The following is a 17,363-nucleotide window of genomic DNA, read 5'->3' on the forward strand; positions in this document are numbered from 1 at the left end:
GTGCGCGTCTACGGTTTGCGCGCCGCCGTGCGTTTGATGGCGTCGTTGATCTCGGCGATGGAGCGCTCTATGGCCTCGTCGTCCATGTCGTCCGGCTCTTCCACAAAGCCCTCGAGCGAGCCGGCCTGGATGGTGGAGGCGAACACCTCTTCGTTGATGCTGTCAGTGGTCACGCGCAGGTTGGATGGGGCAAACCCGTTTGGCGTCTCCCACTCCATGGCCACCACGGTGACGTTGTCGCTGCTGTCGCCGGCCTTGCGCAGGGCGCTCTCGACCAGCTGTGGCACGGCCTGCGAGACGGTCTTGTTGCCCAGCTCGTCGGCGATGGTGTCATCGTCCAGCGTGCCCCACAGGCCGTCGGAGCACAGCAGCAGGCGGTCACCCTGCTCCAGCAGCACCGGGCCGGCCACGTCGAACAGTGGCTTGGTGGGCGAGCCCAGGCAGGTGAACAGCACGTTGCGGTTCACGCGCTCCAGGCCTGGGGCGACGCCGTTGCGCAGCTCCTGGTAGGAGTGGTCGCGCGTGCGCATCAGCAGCTCGGCGTCGCGCACCAGGTACAGGCGCGAGTCGCCGCAGTGGATCCAGTGTGCGCAACCGTCCTGCACCACGGCCACCACCAGCGTGGTACGGGGTGTGTCCAGCATGGCCCTTTCGTTGCTGTAGCGCAGCAGCTGGTGATGCGCGCCCAGCAGCGCCGCCGAGAGGAATTCGGGCACGTTCTTCAGCGCCGGCCTGGCCTGGCGCTGGAACATCGAGGAAACCGTCTGTATGGCAATCTGCGCAGCCACCTCGCCCTTGGGATGGCCGCCCATGCCGTCGGCCAGCACGAACAGGGCGGACTCGCGCGTGTAGCTGTAGCCCATGCGGTCTTCGTTCTTCTGGCGTCCGCCGCGGCGGCTGAGCTGGAAGACGGAGAACTTCATTTGGCCCGGCTCCCGGCGCGCGTGGTGTCGGCTATTTTTGGCGCGCCCTTCTTGTTGTCGGTGATCAGCGAGTCGAGCTGCATGCGCATCTTCTCGCTCACCGACAGCTTGGTGTAGCGGCGCTCACCCTCGCGCGAGAGCTCCTTTTGCAGCGCAAACACCGACTGCGGGCGCGACAGCGGATCGAGCGCCATGCACCATTCCACGACCTCGATGAGGTTGTCGGAGTAAATCCCGCGCAGCTTGTTCAGCGCCAGCGTCAGGCGATCCTTCTCCTGGCGCTGCGGCGCCTCGGCCGGCGGAAAGCCCTGCATGCAGGCATAGATGCAGGCGCCGATGGCGTAGATGTCAGTCCACGGCCCCATTTGCGCGTCGCGCCGGTACATCTCGGGTGCGGCAAAGCCCGGCGTGTACATGGGGCGTATGAAATTGCTCTCCTTGGACAGTACCTCGCGCGCGGCGCCAAAGTCGATCATCACTGCGCGGTTGTCGTCGGTGATGAAGATGTTGGCGGGCTTGATATCGAGGTGCAGCATCTTGTGCTGGTGCACGATGCGCAGGCCGCGCAGCACCTCGTCGAACAGCGAGCGTATGGTGGATTCGCGGAAGACCTTCTCCGTCTTCAGTTCGCGCGCGGTGATGATGAAGTCCTGTAGGGACGCGCCCTCCAGGTGGTTCATCACCATGTAAACGGTTTCGTTCTCGCGAAAGAAATTCAGCACGCTCACCACCGATGCGTGCGAGATCTGCGCCAGCGAGCGGCCCTCTTCAAAAAAGCTCTTCAGGCCCAGGCGGTACAGCGACAGTTTCTCTGGCTGCACCTGGGGCAGCAGTTCGCCGGCCGTGCGCGTGGCCAGCGACGCGGGCAGGTACTCCTTGATGGCCACCTGCTGGCCCTCGGCATCCTTGGCCAGGTACACCACGCCAAAGCCACCTGCGGCGAGCTTGTGCACCACGCGGTAACCGCCAATGACGGTATCGGGGGGCAGCGGGGCGGGTTTGATTTTTGACATAGACACGCGTGTGGGGCGGGAGGCCGGATAATCGCCGGTTTGCAAGCAACCAACCACTGAAGAATCCCATGGCAGTCTACAGCATGACCGGATACGCCAGCGTGCAGTTCACGGGCGCCGCCGCAGGGGAGGGCGGGCCGGGCAACGCGCGCCGCCTGGGCCTGGAAATACGCTCGGTCAACAGCCGCTTCCTGGACTTGTCCCTGCGCCTGTCCGACGAGCTGCGTGCCCAGGAGCCCGCGCTGCGCGCGCTGCTCACGCAGCAGCTCAAGCGCGGCAAGGTCGAGCTGCGCGCCTTTGTGGACAGCGCCGAATTCGCTGCCCTCGCCGAACCCACGCCCCGGTTGCTGCAGCGCGTGGGCACGGTGCAGGACACCGTGCGCTCCTGGCTGCCTGATGCCGCGCCCTTGAGCGTTGCCGAGGCCCTGCGCCTGTGTGCCAATGCTGGCGCCCCCGAGCAGGACTGGAGCGGGCCGACCATGGATTTGGCGCAACGCGCCCTGGCCGACATGGTGGCCGCACGCGAGCGCGAGGGCGAGCGCCTGGTGGCCATGTTGCTGGATCGACTCAAGCAGCTGCGCGCGCTGGCCGAGCAGGCCGGCCCGTTGGTGCCCCGGCTCGTGGAGCAACAGCGCCAGCGCTTCATGGAGCGCTGGAAGGAGGCCATGCAGCTGGCCGAGGGTGCGGCCGTGCCCGAGGCCGCGCAAGACCGGGCACTGACCGAGGCCACGGCCTTCGCCATCCGCATCGACGTGGCCGAGGAGGTCACCCGGCTGCAGTCGCATCTGGATGAAATACAGCGACTGCTGAAGAAGGGTGGCGAGGTGGGCAAGCGCCTGGACTTCCTGATCCAGGAGCTGCACCGCGAGGCCAACACCCTGGGCTCCAAGTCCGCGGCCATGGAGCTGACGCGCATCAGCGTGGATATGAAGGTCCTGATCGAGCAGATGCGTGAGCAGGTGCAGAACATCGAATAAGCAACTTTGATAGCGCCTTGCGCTTATCCCTTATGGATTACCCCGGAAATTTGTTTGTAGTCTCAGCCCCCAGCGGGGCGGGCAAGTCCAGCCTGGTGAAGGCCTTGATGGAGCTGGATGCACGGGTGCAGCCCTCGGTGTCGCACACCACGCGCGCGCCGCGCGGGCAGGAAAAGCATGGGCGCGAATATTTCTTTGCCTCCGAGCAGGAATTCGACGCCATGGTCGAGGCCAACGGTTTCGTCGAATGGGCCAATGTGCATGGTCGGCGCTATGGCACCTCGCGCAAGGCCATCGAGGAGCGTGTGGCACAGGGCGCCGACGTGGTGTTGGAGATCGATTACCAGGGCGCGCTGCAGGTCAAGCAGGTTTTTAAGAATGCGGTGTTGATCTTCATCCTGCCACCGAGCTGGGACGAGTTGCGCTCGCGCCTGGAGCGGCGCGGTGAAGATGCCGCCGATGTCATCGACCTGCGCCTGAAGAACGCCGCGCAGGAGATGGGCGAGGCCTGCAAGTTCGACTTCGTTATAATCAACGAAGTCTTTGAACGAGCGCTTTTCGACCTGAAAACCATTGTTCACGCCCAGCGCCTGAAGTACGCCGCACAGCGTCGCGCCCGGGCCGAGACCTTCGAATCGCTCAACATCCCCTGATTGTCCCCGGAGAAAAACCATGGCCCGCATTACCGTGGAAGACTGCCTTGAGCAGATTCCCAACCGTTTCCAGCTGGTGCTCGCCGCCACCTACCGCGCGCGCATGCTCAGCCAGGGCCACGCACCCAAGATCGAAAGTCGCAACAAGCCGGCCGTCACCGCGCTGCGCGAGATCGCCGCTGGCAAGGTGGGCCTGGAGATGCTGAAGAAAGTCCCGGGCTGATGGCCCCCGGCCTGTTGTCCAAACAGCAAAAAAGCACCGCACCGGCGGTGCTTTTTTTTGTCTGACTGCTGGCGATCGGCCGGGCAAGTTACAGTTGCGCCATGAATGGTGGGTTCAACAAGGCAGTTGCAACCGGTTTGCCGGCCGGAGTGGCAGCGTCTGGCGACGCGTCAGCGGCGGTGGCCAATGCGGCCGCGGCCAGCTTTGCCGCGCTGCTGGAAAAGCTCGACTATCTCGACAGTACCGGCATTGAGCAGGTGCGCCAGGCCTACCGCTATGCCGACACCGCGCACCTGGGTCAGCTGCGCAACAGCGGCGAGCCCTATATCACGCATCCGATCGCCGTGGCGGCCCTGTGCGCCAGCTGGAAGCTGGATGTGCAGGCGCTCATGGCGGCGCTGCTGCACGATGCCATGGAGGACTGCGGCATTACCAAGGCGGATCTGATAGACCGTTTTGGCGCCCCGGTGGCAGAGCTGGTCGACGGCCTGACGAAACTTGACAAGCTGCAGTTCAACACGCGCGAGGAGAACCAGGCCGAGTCGTTTCGCAAGATGTTGCTGGCCATGGCGCGCGATGTGCGCGTCATCCTCATCAAGCTGGCGGATCGCACGCACAACATGCGCACGCTGTCGGACATGCCGCGCAGCAAGTGGGGACGCATTTCGTCCGAAACGCTGGAGATCTACGCACCCATTGCGCACCGCCTGGGCCTGAACCAGACCTACCGCGAGCTGCAGGATCTGGCGTTTCGTCACCTGCACCCCTGGCGCTATGCCACGCTTGCCAAGGCCGTGAACAAATCGCGCAGCCGACGCCGTGACATCGTGCAAAAAGTCCAGTCCGATGTCGATGCAGCCTTTGCCCGCGTGGGCATGCCGGTGCGCCTGGCCGGGCGTGAAAAAACCCTGTATGCCATCCACCAGAAGATGAGCCTGAAGAACCTGAGCTTTGCCCAGGTGAGCGACCTCTACGGCTTTCGCGTGGTCGTGCCCTCGGTGACCGACTGCTACACGGCCCTGGGCGTGCTGCACCAGATGTACAAGCCGGCGCCGGGCAAGTTCAAGGACCATATCGCCATCCCCAAGCTCAACGGCTACCAGTCGCTGCACACCACGCTGGTGGGGCCGGCAGGGTTGAACATCGAGTTCCAGGTACGCACCGAAGAGATGCATGTGGTGGCCGAGGCTGGCGTGGCTGCGCACTGGCTCTACAAGGCGCAGGATGCCAGCGGGGCCGCGGCCGAGCGCATGGGCACGAAATGGCTGCAGTCCCTGCTCGACATCCAGAACGAGACGCGTGATGCTGCCGAGTTCTGGGACCATGTCAAGGTCGATCTGTTCCCCGATGCGGTCTATGTTTTCACGCCCAGAAGCCAGATCATGGCCCTGCCGCGTGGCGCTACCGCGGTCGATTTCGCCTACGCCATCCACAGCGACGTGGGCGACAGAACCACGGCCGTGCGGATCAACGACGAGCAGGTGCCGCTACGCACGGAACTCAAGAACGGCGACGTGGTGGAGGTCATCACCGCCGACGACGCCAAACCCAACCCCGCCTGGCTGGCCTTTGTGCGCACCGGACGCGCCCGCTCGAAGATCCGCCACTATGTGAAAACCTTGGCGCAGAATGAGTCTGCTGATCTGGGCGAAAGGCTGTTGACCCAGGCGTTGCGCTCCGAAGGCATGGGGCAGCTTCCTGGCTTCGAGGAGCATGCCGCCATCTGGGACAAGCTGCTGCGCTTTACCGGCAGCAAGACCCGGGCCGAACTGATGACCGACATTGGTCTGGGCAAACGCATTGCCAGCATCGTCGCGAAGCGGCTGGTGTTGCTGCTGTCGGAAGATGGCCAGCGTCCCGATGCATTGCTGCTCACGCGCGAGCGCTACGGCGCGCACGAGCAGGTGTCGCAGGGCAGCATCACGCTGGACGGCAGCGAGAATGCGTCGGTGCAATATGCCAGCTGCTGTCGCCCCGTGCCCGGCGACCCTATCGTCGGTTACCTGGGGCGCGGCGAGGGGTTGGTGGTGCACCACGCGCAATGCGCAGTGGCCAGGAAGCTGCAGAACAAGGATGGCGAGCGCTTCATCGCCGTCGACTGGGCGGACGAGCCTACGCGCAGCTTTGAGGCTGGTATCACCGTCACGGTGGCCAATGGCAAGGGCGTGCTGGCGCGCATCGCCGCAGAGTTTGCCAGCTGCGAGGCGGACATCGTGCGCGTGGACATGGACGATGCCATGGATACCACGGACCTGCGGTTTGTTGTCACCGTGCGCGATCTGGCCCATGTCGAGGCCGTGCTGCGCACCTTGCGCCGCACTCAGCCCGTTCTGCGGGCCTTCCGAGTGCTGCCGCAGCTGGCCTGACTGTTTTCAGCGCGGTGTGGGGTAGGCCACTGACAGGATTTCCAGGCTGCGCATGCCCGCGGGTGTTTGCAGCGCCACCTCGTCGCCTTCGCGGGCCTTGAGCAGCGCGCGCGCCACCGGAGAAATCCAGCTGACCTGCTGGCGGGCGTTGTCCGCCTCGTCCACGCCGAGTATGGTCACCGTGCGTTCGACACCCTCGTCGTCGACATAGGTCACGGTGGCGCCAAAAAAGACCTGGACGCTGCCCGCATGCGCGGACGGATCAACCACCTCGGCAATCTCCAGTCGCTTGGTCAGGAAGCGGATGCGCCGATCGATCTCGCGCAGCCGCTTCTTGCCGTAGAGGTAGTCGCCGTTTTCGGAGCGGTCACCGTTGCTCGCGGCCCAATGCACGATGTCCACCACCTTAGGGCGTTCGTCGTCGATGAGTGTCAGGAGCTCAGCGCGCAGGCGCGCGTAGCCCTGGGGCGTGATGTAGTTTTTGCCACCGACCGGTATGGCGGGCAGGGTGGGCTCGTCGTCTTCGTTATCTGACTCTTTGGTGAAGGCTTTGCTCATGGGCGCATGATGCACAAACGAAAAAGCCCTGAAGTCTCTCAACTTCAGGGCTTTGCGTTTGGTGCGGCTGGCAGGAATCGAACCCACGACCCCTTGGTTCGTAGCCAAGTACTCTATCCAGCTGAGCTACAGCCGCCAAGCTTTGAATTGTAGCACGAAAAAATCGGCACTTTTCAAAAAATCGTCGTTTGGTTGATTCCGGATTCCGGTTGGCCTTGCGACGAAACCGCGATTGTAGCGAAGTTTTCTTGCGGTTTTGGCAAGTTCGTGTCGATTCTTCAGCGCCGCGTGTAACCCAGGCATGCGCCGGCGTTGGGCAGGCCCTGGCATTCGCGGTACAGCCTGCGGTCGCGTTCGGCGCTGCTTTCGCCAGAATGGTTCTGTTGGTGCTTGATCTTGACGGAGCGGGATTTCTTGGCCGGGCGGGCCGGGTTGCTGCTCGCCTCCTGTTTTGCCGGGGCCGCGTGCGCGTTGTGTGTCGCCTGCAGGCACAGGGCCATGACGCAGGCGCCCAGGATATGCGCGGCAACGTTTCGCGGTACATGCGTGCTCATTTCGGGCCTCCCTTGGCGCGAGTCGCGCCTATTTGTAAACGCTTGCATCATGCGGTGGAGCATGGCGCAACCGGCACTGGGAGCCCTCCGGATGGGCGCAAACAGTGACAAGCGATATAATCAGCCGGTTTTGCATGGTGCAGGACGCACGCCAGGGGTCATTCCAGCCGCTGGCGCAAGTAAAACCAGGGGTTGCCTGCCATGGCGCTCCGCTCAAGGAAAAATCATGATCGCATCTTCCGTCAAGGCCGAAGTCGTCAAGGCCAACCAGCGCGCCGAAAACGATACCGGCAGCCCTGAAGTTCAGGTGGCCCTGCTGACCGCCCGCATCAACGAGCTGACTCCCCACTTCAAGCAGCACGCCAAGGACCACCACGGTCGCCGTGGCCTGTTGCGCATGGTGAGCCGTCGCCGCAAGCTGCTGGACTACCTCAAGGCCAAGGACGCTGACCGCTACACGGCCCTGATCGCCAAGCTGGGCCTGCGCAAGTAAGCCTTGCGATAGCCCGAAGCGCCTGAGTTAGCTTGCTAGCTCAGGCGTTTTTTACTTTTCCCGGAGGGATGAGCAGAGCGAAGCTGTGTCATTCCAAACCCGTGCTGACTATGTTTTTAGTAGCTAGCAGTGCTGGTCTGGAATGGCATCGCGGTCTGTTTGGCCTCCAAACCCATGCTGTTGGCGCGCCAACAGCTATTTATTCAGGAGCAAAACTATGACGATGTTCAACAAAGTCACCAAGACCTTCCAGTGGGGCGAGCACACCGTGACCATGGAAACCGGCGAAATCGCGCGCCAGGCTTCCGGCGCCGTGCTGGTCAACATCGACGACACCGTGGTGCTGGCCACCGTGGTCGCATCCAAGAACGCCAAGCCCGGCCAGGACTTCTTCCCGCTGACTGTCGATTACATCGAGAAGACCTACGCCGCTGGCAAGATCCCCGGCAGCTTCTTCAAGCGCGAAGCCAAGCCGTCCGAGCTGGAGACGCTGACTTCCCGCCTGATCGACCGCCCGATCCGCCCGCTGTTCCCCGAAGGCTTCTACAACGAAGTCCACGTGGTCATCCACACCATCTCGCTCAACCCCGAGGTGGACGCCGACATCGCCGCCATGATCGCCACCAGCGCCGCGCTGGCTGTGTCGGGCATCCCGTTCAACGGCCCGATTGGCGCCGCGCGCGTGGGCTATGTCAACGGTGAATATGTGCTCAACCCCGGCCAGACGGCGCGCAAGAGCAGCCAGATGGACCTGGTCGTCGCCGGCACCGAGGCCGCCGTGCTGATGGTCGAGTCCGAAGCGCAGCAGCTGCCCGAAGACGTGATGCTGGGCGCCGTGGTCTATGGCCACGAGCAAAGCCAGACCGCCATCAACGCCATCCACGAGCTGGTGCGTGACGCCGGCAAGCCGGTGTGGGACTGGAAGGCCGAGGCCAAGGACGAGGCCCTGATCGCCAAGGTGGGCGAGCTGGCCGAAGAAAAACTGCGCGCCGCCTACCAAAACCGCAACAAGCAGCTGCGCACCCAGGCCTGCCGCGAGGCCTACGCCGCCACCAAGGCGGCGCTGACCGAGCAGGGCGTGGCGTTTGACGGCGTCAAGGTCGACAACATGCTGTTCGACATCGAAGCGCGCATCGTGCGTGGCCAGATTCTGGCTGGCGAGCCGCGCATCGACGGCCGCGACACGCGCACCGTGCGTGCTATCGAAATCCGCAGCAGCGTGCTGCCGCGCACCCACGGCTCGGCCCTGTTCACGCGCGGCGAAACGCAGGCGCTGGTGGTCTCGACGCTCGGCACCGAGCGCGACGCGCAGCGCATTGACGCACTGGCTGGCGAGTTCGAAGACCGCTTCCTGTTCCACTACAACATGCCTCCCTTTGCCACCGGCGAAGTGGGTCGCATGGGCTCGACCAAGCGCCGCGAAGTCGGCCACGGCCGCCTGGCCAAGCGCGCCCTGGTGGCCTGTCTGCCGAGCAAGGAAGAGTTCCCCTACACCATCCGCGTGGTGTCCGAGATCACCGAGTCCAACGGCTCGTCTTCCATGGCCTCGGTCTGCGGCGGCTGCCTGTCGATGATGGACGCCGGCGTGCCCATGAAGGCGCATGTGGCCGGCATCGCCATGGGCCTCATCAAAGAGGAAAACAAGTTCGCCGTGCTGACCGACATCCTGGGCGATGAGGATCACCTGGGCGACATGGACTTCAAGGTGGCCGGTACCACCGCCGGTATCACGGCGCTGCAGATGGACATCAAGATCCAGGGCATCACCAAGGAAATCATGCAAGTCGCCCTGGCCCAGGCCAAGGAAGCGCGCATGCACATCCTGGCCAAGATGCAGGAAGCCATGGGCGAGGCCAAGGCCGAGATCAGCAGCTTTGCGCCCAAGCTGTTCACCATGAAGATCAACCCCGAGAAGATCCGCGACGTGATCGGCAAGGGCGGCGCCACCATCCGCGCGCTGTGCGACGAAACGGGCTGCCAGATCAACATCGAGGAAGACGGCACCATCACCATCGCTGCCACCGAGGCCGCCAAGGCCGACGAGGCCAAGCGCCGCATCGAGGAGATCACCGCCGAAGTTGAAATCGGCAAGGTCTACGAAGGCCCGATCACCAAGATCCTGGACTTCGGCGCCCTGGTCAACGTGCTGCCGGGCAAGGATGGCCTGCTGCACATCAGCCAGATCGCGCACGAGCGCGTGGAAAAGGTCACCGACTACCTGCAGGAAGGCCAGATCGTGCGCGTCAAGGCGCTGGAGGCCGACGACAAGGGCCGCATCAAGCTGTCGATGAAGGCACTGATTGAGCGCCCCGCCGGCATGCCCGAGCGCGAACCGCGTGAGCCGCGCGAGTACCGCGAGCGTGCCCCGCGCGCGCCGCGTGAAAACCGCGAGCCGCGTGAGCCTCGCGCCGAGCGTGCCGAGCAGGATCAGCCGACGCAGGAGTAAGCAGGTCGCGTGGCAGTTGCTATTGAAAAATGAGCTGCTTGCGCTTGCTTAGTGGGCGCAAGCAGCCATTTTGGCTTGAAATTTATGCGGTGAATTGACAATGCAAGCGGTAGAAATCACGGCCTTTGGTGCGCCTGAGGTGCTGCGTTTGGGCGAGCGCCCAGTGCCTATGGCGGGGGTGGGCGAGCTGCTCATCCGCGTGGCGGCCAGCGGTGTCAATCGCCCCGATGTGCTGCAGCGCAAGGGGCATTACGCACCGCCTGCCGGTGCCTCGGACCTGCCGGGGCTGGAGGTCGCGGGCGTCATCGAGTCGGGTGACGCGGCGGCCCTGGCCGCGGCCGGCTTCGCTGTGGGCGATCGCGTCTGCGCGCTGGTGGCTGGTGGCGGCTATGCCGAATATTGCGTGGCCCCGGTGGCGCAATGCCTGCCGGTTCCCGCTGGCCTGTCCGACGTCGAGGCGGCCTCGCTGCCCGAGACCTTCTTCACCGTGTGGAGCAATGTCTTCGACCGCGCACGCCTGCAGGCAGGCGAGACCCTGCTGGTGCAGGGCGGCAGCAGCGGCATAGGCGTCACGGCGATTCAGCTGGCGCGCGCGCGCGGCGCCACGGTCATCGTCACCGCGGGCAGCGACGAAAAATGCGCCGCCTGTCTGGCGCTGGGCGCGCACCATGCCATCAACTACCAGGCGCAGGACTTTGTCGCCGAGGTGCAGCACATCACCGAGGGGCGTGGCGTGGATGTGGTGCTGGACATGGTCGCCGGTCCCTACATCGCGCGCGAGGTGGAATGCCTGGCCGAGGACGGGCGCATCGTCATCATCGCCGTGCAGGGCGGAGTGAAGGCCGAATTCAACGCGGCGCTGGTGCTGCGCAGGCGCCTGGTGATCACCGGCTCCACGCTGCGCCCGCGCCCTGTGGCTTTCAAGGCTGCGATCGCCCAGGCCCTGCGCGAGCAGGTCTGGCCGCTGCTGGCGTCTGGAGCCATCAAGCCCGTCATTCACAGCACCTTTGCCGCGGCCGATGCGGCCCAGGCACATGCGCTGATGGAGTCGAACCAACATATAGGCAAGATTGTTTTGAGGTGGACGACATGACTCAGATAAAGAAACTCATCGCCGGCAACTGGAAGATGAACGGCAGCCTGCAGGCCAACGCCGCACTGCTGCAGGGCTTGCGTGGCGGCCTGGGCCAGCCGGCCTGCAACGTCGCCGTGGCCGTGCCGGCGCCCTACCTGGCGCAGGTGCAGGCGCTGGTCGCGGGATCAAGCATTGCGCTGGCGGCGCAGGATGTCTCGCAGCATGAATCGGGTGCCTACACGGGCGAGACATCGGCGGCCATGCTGCGCGACTTCGGCGCGCGCTATGTGCTGGTGGGCCATTCTGAGCGCCGCCAATACCATGGCGAAACCGATGCCGTGGTGGCCGCCAAGGCTCAGCGTGCGCTGGCCGCGGGCATCACGCCCATCGTCTGCGTGGGTGAAACGCTGGAGCAGCGCGAGGCGGGTCAGACCGAGGCGGTGGTCAAGCGCCAGCTGGCGGCGGTGATCCAGGCCAACGGCCATTGCATCAGCGAGATTGTGGTCGCCTACGAGCCTGTCTGGGCCATTGGCACCGGTCGCACGGCGACGCCGGAGCAGGCCCAGGCCGTGCATGCCGTGCTGCGTGCCCAACTGGCGGCCGCCACCGAGCAGGCAGCGCGCATACCGCTGCTGTATGGCGGCAGCATGAATGCGGCGAATGCGGCGCAGTTGCTGGCGCAGCCGGACATCGATGGTGGCCTGGTCGGCGGTGCCTCGCTCAAGGCCGAAGACTTTTTGCAAACTATTGCTGCAGCGCAGACCAATAAAGCGTAAGCAGCTATCAGTTGAGGAGCTAACCAAGCATGAATGCAATCGTGAACATCATTCTGGCCGTGCAGATGCTGACGGCCCTGGGCATGATCGGCCTGATCCTGATCCAGCATGGCAAGGGTGCCGACATGGGCGCCGCGTTTGGCAGTGGCAGCGCCGGCAGCCTGTTTGGCGCCAGCGGCAGCGCCAACTTCTTGTCGCGTAGCACGGCGGCCCTGGCTACCGTGTTCTTCGTGGCCACGCTGGCCCTGGCCTATTTCGGCAATCAGCGTGCGCCAAGCACGGGCAGCGTGCTGGAGACACCGGCCGCAGCAGTGCCCGCCAGCAGCACGGCGCCAGCCGATGCAGCGGTGCCCGCATCAGCGGCGGAACCGGCATCTGGTGCGGCGCAAATCCCAACCAAATGAGCATGCAAGAGGCGTAGCAAAAAAGCGCCTCCATGCTTTGTGACAGGGTTTTTCCGGGGTAGAATCCCCGGCTGACTGGAAAGCAAAAACCGTCCCATCGGTCCTCAAGCCATCCAGATGCATACAGCAGCCGTCGTGGTGAAATTGGTAGACACGCTATCTTGAGGGGGTAGTGGCGAAAGCTGTGCGAGTTCGAGTCTCGCCGACGGCACCAAATAAAAAGGCCGCCTCACGGGCCCGCAGTGCGAGCTGTGTGAGGCGGTTTCACCGGCGAGAGCGGCATAGATGAACCTCGATCAATACCTCCCAGTTCTCTTGTTCATCTTGGTTGGCGTCGGTGTCGGCGTCGTGCCCCTTGTGTTGGGCTATGTGCTGGGCCCCAATCGCCCCGACCCGGCAAAAAACTCCCCTTACGAATGTGGCTTCGAGGCCTTTGACGATGCGCGCATGAAGTTCGATGTGCGCTACTACCTCGTGGCCATTTTGTTCATTCTGTTTGACCTCGAAATCGCCTTTCTGTTCCCCTGGGCCGTGGCCTTGCAGGATGTGGGGATGACGGGTTTCGTGGCGGTCGTGATTTTCCTGGCCATCCTGGTCATAGGTTTTGCCTACGAGTGGAAAAAGGGCGCCCTGGATTGGGAATGAGCGGCGCTACACAAGGAATGACGCAATGATTGAAGGTGTGATGAAGGAAGGCTTTGTCACCACGAGCTACGACGCTGTGGTGAACTGGGCCAAGACCGGATCCATTTGGCCCGTCACGTTCGGCCTCGCCTGCTGTGCGGTGGAGATGATGCATGCGGCGGCGGCGCGCTATGACCTGGCGCGGTTTGGTGCCGAGGTGTTCCGCGCCAGCCCGCGCCAGTCCGACCTGATGATTGTTGCTGGCACGCTGTGCAACAAGATGGCGCCCGCCTTGCGCAAGGTCTATGACCAGATGGCCGAGCCGCGCTGGGTGATCTCCATGGGCTCTTGCGCCAATGGCGGTGGCTACTATCACTACAGCTATTCCGTGGTGCGTGGCTGCGACCGCGTGGTGCCGGTGGACGTGTACGTGCCGGGCTGCCCGCCTACGGCCGAGGCGCTGATCTACGGCATCATCCAGCTGCAGCAGAAGATCCGCCGAACCCAGACCATTGCGCGTGTTTGAGGGGACTTGATGACCGACTTTGCCATTCACCCTGAGAAGCTGCGCGAGGCCGTGGCGGCCGCGCTGGGCGACAAGGTGCGCGATATCGCGCTGGCGCTCGATGAGCTCACCGTCGTGGTTGCCGCTGGTGACTATCTGGATGTCATGCAGACTTTGCGTGATGCACCGCAATGCCGTTTCGAACAGCTCATCGATCTGTGTGGCGTGGACTATTCGACATACCGTGAAGTAGGCACAGACGGCTTGCGCTATGCGGTGGTGTCGCATCTGCTGTCGGTGTCGCTGAATCAGCGTGTGCGCGTGAAGGTGTTCTGCCCGGATGACGACTTCCCGGTGATTCCCTCCGTGACCGACATCTGGAGCGGCGCCAACTGGTTCGAGCGCGAGGCTTTCGACCTCTTCGGCATCGTTTTCGATGGCCACAACGACCTGCGCCGCATCCTGACCGACTACGGTTTCATCGGCCATCCATTCCGCAAGGATTTCCCCCTGTCGGGTCATGTGGAGATGCGCTACGACCCCGAGCAGTGTCGCGTGATATACGAGCCCGTGACCATAGAGCCGCGCGAGATCACTCCGCGCATCATCCGCGAAGAAAAATACGGAGGCCTGCACTGAGGCGGCGCGCTGCCCAGGTGTTTGAACATGGCTGATATCAAGAACTACTCCCTGAACTTCGGGCCGCAGCATCCTGCCGCGCACGGTGTGTTGCGCCTGGTGCTGGAACTCGACGGCGAGGTGGTGCAGCGTGCCGACCCCCATGTGGGCCTGCTCCATCGTGCGACCGAGAAGCTCGCCGAGCACAAGACCTATATCCAGTCGTTGCCCTATATGGACAGGCTGGACTACGTGTCCATGATGTGCAACGAACAGGCCTACTGCCTGGCCATAGAGAAGCTGCTGGGTATCGAGGTACCGCTGCGCGCCAAGTACATTCGCACCATGTTTGGCGAGATCACGCGCCTGCTCAACCACCTGATGTGGCTGGGCTCGAATGGTATGGATTTGGGCGCATCCACCGTGCTCATGTACACCTTCCGCGAGCGCGAGGTCTTGTTCGATATGTACGAGGCTGTGTCTGGCGCGCGCATGCATGCCGCCTACTATCGCCCGGGTGGGGTGTACCGCGACCTGCCTGACAGCATGGCGCAACTCAAGCCCAGCAAGGTGCGCAGTGCCAAGGCCACGGAGCAATTCAACAGCAACCGCCAGGGCTCGCTGCTGGACTACATCGAGGACTTCTGCGCCAAGTTCCCCAACCTGGTGGATGAATACGAAACCCTGCTGACCGAGAACCGCATCTGGAAGCAGCGCACCGTGGGCATTGGCGTGGTCTCGGCCGAGCGCGCCCTGAATCTGGGCATGACCGGTGTGATGCTGCGCGGCTCCGGCGTAGCCTGGGATTTGCGCAAGAAGCAACCCTACGACGCTTACGACCGCGTCGATTTCGATGTCCCGCTGGGCAAGAACGGCGACTGTTACGATCGCTACCTGGTGCGCGTGGAAGAAATGCGCCAGTCCAACCGCATCATTCAGCAATGCGCGAAGTGGCTGCGTGCCAACCCGGGCCCGGTCATTGTGGACAACTACAAGGTGGCACCCCCGCCGCGCGAGCGCATGAAGACCGGCATGGAGGATCTGATCCACCACTTCAAGTTGTTCTCCGAGGGCTTCAAGGTGCCCGAGGGCGAGGCCTATGCCGCGGTCGAGCACCCCAAGGGTGAATTTGGCATCTACATCGTGAGTGATGGTGCCAACAAGCCATATCGCCTGAAGATCCGCGCCCCTGGGTTTGCCCACCTGTCGGCATATGACGAGTTGACGCGCGGCCACATGATTGCCGATGCCGTGGCCGTCATCGGCACCATGGATATCGTGTTCGGAGAGATTGACCGATGATTACCGAAGCGACCAAGGCGCGCTTTGCGCGCGAAGTAGCCAAGTACCCGCCTGAACAGAAGCAGTCCGCCGTCATGGCCTGCCTGTCCATCGTGCAGCAGGAGCAGGGCTGGGTCAGCCAGGAAAACGAAGCCGTGATTGCCGACTACCTGGGCATGCCCGAGATTGCTGTGCATGAAGTCACGACCTTCTACAACATGTACAACCAGCAACCCGTGGGCAAGTACAAGCTGGCGGTGTGCACCAATTTGCCGTGCCAGCTGCGTGGCGGCAACCAGGCCCTGCATCACCTTGAAGCCAAGCTCGGAATCGAGATGGGAGAGACCACGCCGGACGGCATGTTCACCCTGCAGCAATGCGAATGCCTGGGTGCCTGTGCGGACGCGCCGGCCATGCTGGTGAGTGACCGTCACATGTGCAGTTTCATGGACAACGACAAGCTCGACCAATTGGTCGACGGCTTGCGCGCTGCGGAGGGCCAGCAATGACCACGGTCGCACAAGTCCTGTCGCAGTTTCAGGCCACGGGCGTTCAGACCTGCTTCCATGACCGTCACATCAACCCGCAGATCTACGCGGACTTGAATGGCGGCAACTGGAGCATCAAGGATTACGAAGCGCGCGGTGGTTATGCGGCACTGCGCAAGATCCTCGGCAAGGATGGCGGGGAAGGCCTGACGCAGGATCAGGTGATTGCCACGGTCAAGGAATCCGGCCTGCGCGGTCGTGGCGGCGCGGGTTTTCCCACGGGGCTGAAGTGGAGCTTCATGCCGCGTCAGTTTCCTGGGCAGAAGCATCTGGTGTGCAACTCCGATGAGGGCGAGCCGGGCACCTGCAAGGACCGCGACATCCTGATGTTCAACCCGCACATCGTCATCGAGGGCATGATCATTGCCGCGTACGCGATGGGTATCTCGCTGGGTTACAACTACATCCACGGCGAAATTTTTCAGGTCTACGAACGCTTCGAGGCCGCCCTGGAAGAGGCGCGCGCCGCCGGCTACCTGGGTAACAACATCATGGGCAGCGCCTTCAGCTTCCAGCTGCACGCGCACCACGGCTTTGGCGCCTACATCTGCGGCGAGGAAACCGCGCTGCTCGAGTCGCTCGAAGGCAAGAAGGGACAGCCGCGCTTCAAGCCGCCGTTCCCGGCCAGCTTTGGTCTATACGGCAAGCCGACCACCATCAACAACACCGAGACCTTTGCGGCCGTGCCCTGGATCATCAGGAATGGTGGTCAGGCCTATCTGGAATGCGGCAAGCCGAACAACGGAGGCACCAAGATCTTCTCGGTCTCGGGTGACGTCGAGCGCCCCGGCAACTACGAGATTCCGCTGGGCACGCCGTTTGCCAAGCTGCTCGAACTCGCAGGCGGCGTGCGCAAGGGGCGCCAGCTCAAGGCGGTGATTCCCGGCGGCTCTTCCTCGCCCGTGTTGCCTGCTTCCATCATGATGGACTGCACCATGGACTACGACTCCATCGCCAAGGCCGGCTCCATGCTGGGTTCGGGCGCAGTGATCGTCATGGACGATTCGCGTGACATGGTCGAGTCGCTGGTGCGTCTATCCTATTTCTACATGCACGAATCATGCGGTCAGTGCACACCCTGCCGCGAGGGCACGGGCTGGCTGTGGCGCGTGGTGCACCGCATCCAGCACGGCCAGGGCCGCGAGGAAGACATCGAGCTGCTCGACAACGTGGCGTTCAACATCATGGGGCGCACCATCTGTGCGCTGGGCGACGCGGCTGCCATGCCTGTGCGCGCCATGATCAAGCATTTCCGCCACGAGTTCGTGGCCAAGATCGAGGCCGCGGTCAAGCAGGGCACCTCCGCCGCCCGCGTGTGAGAAAAGC

Annotated in this window: 19 protein-coding genes and 2 tRNA genes; 16 read left to right on the plus strand and 5 right to left on the minus strand. The window is 63.4% G+C overall.

Going from position 1 to position 17,363, the window contains the following annotated elements; all coding sequences use genetic code 11:
• Positions 1 to 8 precede the first annotated feature (8 nt).
• Positions 9 to 923: a PP2C family protein-serine/threonine phosphatase gene (locus P4826_RS17525; RefSeq protein WP_317701633.1), complete on the minus strand. Its 915-nt coding sequence runs from the start codon at positions 921 to 923 to the stop codon at positions 9 to 11.
• Entirely contained in the window at positions 920 to 1,936 is a 1,017-nt protein-coding gene (locus P4826_RS17530; protein WP_317701634.1) for a serine/threonine protein kinase, read from the minus strand. Before P4826_RS17530 ends, P4826_RS17525 begins: the two co-directional genes overlap by 4 nt.
• Positions 1,937 to 2,019: 83 nt before the next feature.
• On the opposite strand from P4826_RS17530, the gene P4826_RS17535 reads away from it, so the two are divergent.
• The 4 genes from P4826_RS17535 (at position 2,020) to P4826_RS17550 (ending at position 6,155) form a co-directional block, all read left to right on the plus strand.
• Complete coding sequence (locus P4826_RS17535) at positions 2,020 to 2,913, plus strand: YicC/YloC family endoribonuclease (RefSeq protein ID WP_317703790.1); 894 nt, start codon at positions 2,020 to 2,022, stop codon at positions 2,911 to 2,913.
• 32 nt (positions 2,914 to 2,945) lie between these two features.
• A complete protein-coding gene (gmk, locus tag P4826_RS17540) occupies positions 2,946 to 3,566 on the plus strand; it encodes a guanylate kinase (protein ID WP_317701635.1) in 621 nt (206 codons plus the stop codon).
• 19 nt (positions 3,567 to 3,585) lie between these two features.
• Positions 3,586 to 3,789: a DNA-directed RNA polymerase subunit omega gene (gene rpoZ / locus P4826_RS17545; protein ID WP_011804389.1), complete on the plus strand. Its 204-nt coding sequence runs from the start codon at positions 3,586 to 3,588 to the stop codon at positions 3,787 to 3,789.
• Between the two features lie 101 nt (positions 3,790 to 3,890).
• Positions 3,891 to 6,155: a RelA/SpoT family protein gene (locus P4826_RS17550; protein WP_425605184.1), complete on the plus strand. Its 2,265-nt coding sequence runs from the start codon at positions 3,891 to 3,893 to the stop codon at positions 6,153 to 6,155.
• Positions 6,156 to 6,161: 6 nt separating this feature from the next.
• Here P4826_RS17550 and greB read toward each other — a convergent pair whose 3' ends face one another.
• The 3 genes from greB to P4826_RS17565 all read right to left on the minus strand — a co-directional run bounded on the left by greB (position 6,162) and on the right by P4826_RS17565 (position 7,267).
• Positions 6,162 to 6,713, minus strand: coding sequence for a transcription elongation factor GreB (gene greB, locus P4826_RS17555; RefSeq protein ID WP_317701637.1), 552 nt, complete (start codon positions 6,711 to 6,713; stop codon positions 6,162 to 6,164).
• A gap of 59 nt (positions 6,714 to 6,772) precedes the next feature.
• A tRNA-Arg gene (locus P4826_RS17560) sits at positions 6,773 to 6,849 on the minus strand.
• Positions 6,850 to 6,991: 142 nt separating this feature from the next.
• A complete protein-coding gene (locus tag P4826_RS17565; RefSeq protein ID WP_317701638.1) occupies positions 6,992 to 7,267 on the minus strand; it encodes a hypothetical protein in 276 nt (91 codons plus the stop codon).
• 226 nt (positions 7,268 to 7,493) lie between these two features.
• On the opposite strand from P4826_RS17565, the gene rpsO reads away from it, so the two are divergent.
• From rpsO to nuoF, 12 genes are all read left to right on the plus strand, one after another.
• Complete coding sequence (gene rpsO / locus P4826_RS17570) at positions 7,494 to 7,760, plus strand: 30S ribosomal protein S15 (protein ID WP_317701639.1); 267 nt, start codon at positions 7,494 to 7,496, stop codon at positions 7,758 to 7,760.
• Positions 7,761 to 7,977: 217 nt separating this feature from the next.
• The gene (gene pnp / locus P4826_RS17575) at positions 7,978 to 10,206 is read left to right on the plus strand and encodes a polyribonucleotide nucleotidyltransferase (RefSeq protein ID WP_317701640.1); all 2,229 of its coding nucleotides are present in this window, start codon (positions 7,978 to 7,980) and stop codon (positions 10,204 to 10,206) included.
• 100 nt (positions 10,207 to 10,306) lie between these two features.
• Positions 10,307 to 11,299 carry an NAD(P)H-quinone oxidoreductase gene (locus P4826_RS17580; protein ID WP_317701641.1) on the plus strand — a complete coding sequence of 331 codons (993 nt, stop codon included), beginning with the start codon at positions 10,307 to 10,309 and terminating at the stop codon, positions 11,297 to 11,299.
• Positions 11,296 to 12,057 carry a triose-phosphate isomerase gene (gene tpiA / locus P4826_RS17585; RefSeq protein WP_317701642.1) on the plus strand — a complete coding sequence of 254 codons (762 nt, stop codon included), beginning with the start codon at positions 11,296 to 11,298 and terminating at the stop codon, positions 12,055 to 12,057. Before P4826_RS17580 ends, tpiA begins: the two co-directional genes overlap by 4 nt.
• Before the next feature lie 29 nt (positions 12,058 to 12,086).
• On the plus strand, positions 12,087 to 12,461 hold the full coding sequence (gene secG, locus P4826_RS17590) for a preprotein translocase subunit SecG (protein ID WP_317701643.1): 375 nt from the start codon (positions 12,087 to 12,089) through the stop codon (positions 12,459 to 12,461).
• A 129-nt stretch (positions 12,462 to 12,590) separates the two neighbouring features.
• Positions 12,591 to 12,675 (plus strand) — tRNA-Leu (locus P4826_RS17595).
• 71 nt (positions 12,676 to 12,746) lie between these two features.
• Complete coding sequence (locus P4826_RS17600) at positions 12,747 to 13,106, plus strand: NADH-quinone oxidoreductase subunit A (protein WP_317701644.1); 360 nt, start codon at positions 12,747 to 12,749, stop codon at positions 13,104 to 13,106.
• 25 nt (positions 13,107 to 13,131) lie between these two features.
• The gene (locus P4826_RS17605) at positions 13,132 to 13,611 is read left to right on the plus strand and encodes a NuoB/complex I 20 kDa subunit family protein (protein ID WP_317701645.1); all 480 of its coding nucleotides are present in this window, start codon (positions 13,132 to 13,134) and stop codon (positions 13,609 to 13,611) included.
• Positions 13,612 to 13,620: 9 nt separating this feature from the next.
• Positions 13,621 to 14,229 carry an NADH-quinone oxidoreductase subunit C gene (locus P4826_RS17610; protein WP_317701646.1) on the plus strand — a complete coding sequence of 203 codons (609 nt, stop codon included), beginning with the start codon at positions 13,621 to 13,623 and terminating at the stop codon, positions 14,227 to 14,229.
• A 27-nt stretch (positions 14,230 to 14,256) separates the two neighbouring features.
• Positions 14,257 to 15,510, plus strand: coding sequence for an NADH-quinone oxidoreductase subunit D (locus P4826_RS17615; protein ID WP_317701647.1), 1,254 nt, complete (start codon positions 14,257 to 14,259; stop codon positions 15,508 to 15,510).
• A complete protein-coding gene (nuoE, locus tag P4826_RS17620; protein WP_317701648.1) occupies positions 15,507 to 15,998 on the plus strand; it encodes an NADH-quinone oxidoreductase subunit NuoE in 492 nt (163 codons plus the stop codon). The genes P4826_RS17615 and nuoE overlap by 4 nt, the downstream gene beginning before the upstream one ends.
• Positions 15,995 to 17,356 carry an NADH-quinone oxidoreductase subunit NuoF gene (gene nuoF, locus P4826_RS17625; protein ID WP_317701649.1) on the plus strand — a complete coding sequence of 454 codons (1,362 nt, stop codon included), beginning with the start codon at positions 15,995 to 15,997 and terminating at the stop codon, positions 17,354 to 17,356. The genes nuoE and nuoF overlap by 4 nt, the downstream gene beginning before the upstream one ends.
• Positions 17,357 to 17,363 lie beyond the last annotated feature (7 nt).

This window comes from Diaphorobacter limosus (assembly GCF_033100095.1).
Lineage (GTDB): Bacteria > Pseudomonadota > Gammaproteobacteria > Burkholderiales > Burkholderiaceae_C > Alicycliphilus > Alicycliphilus limosus.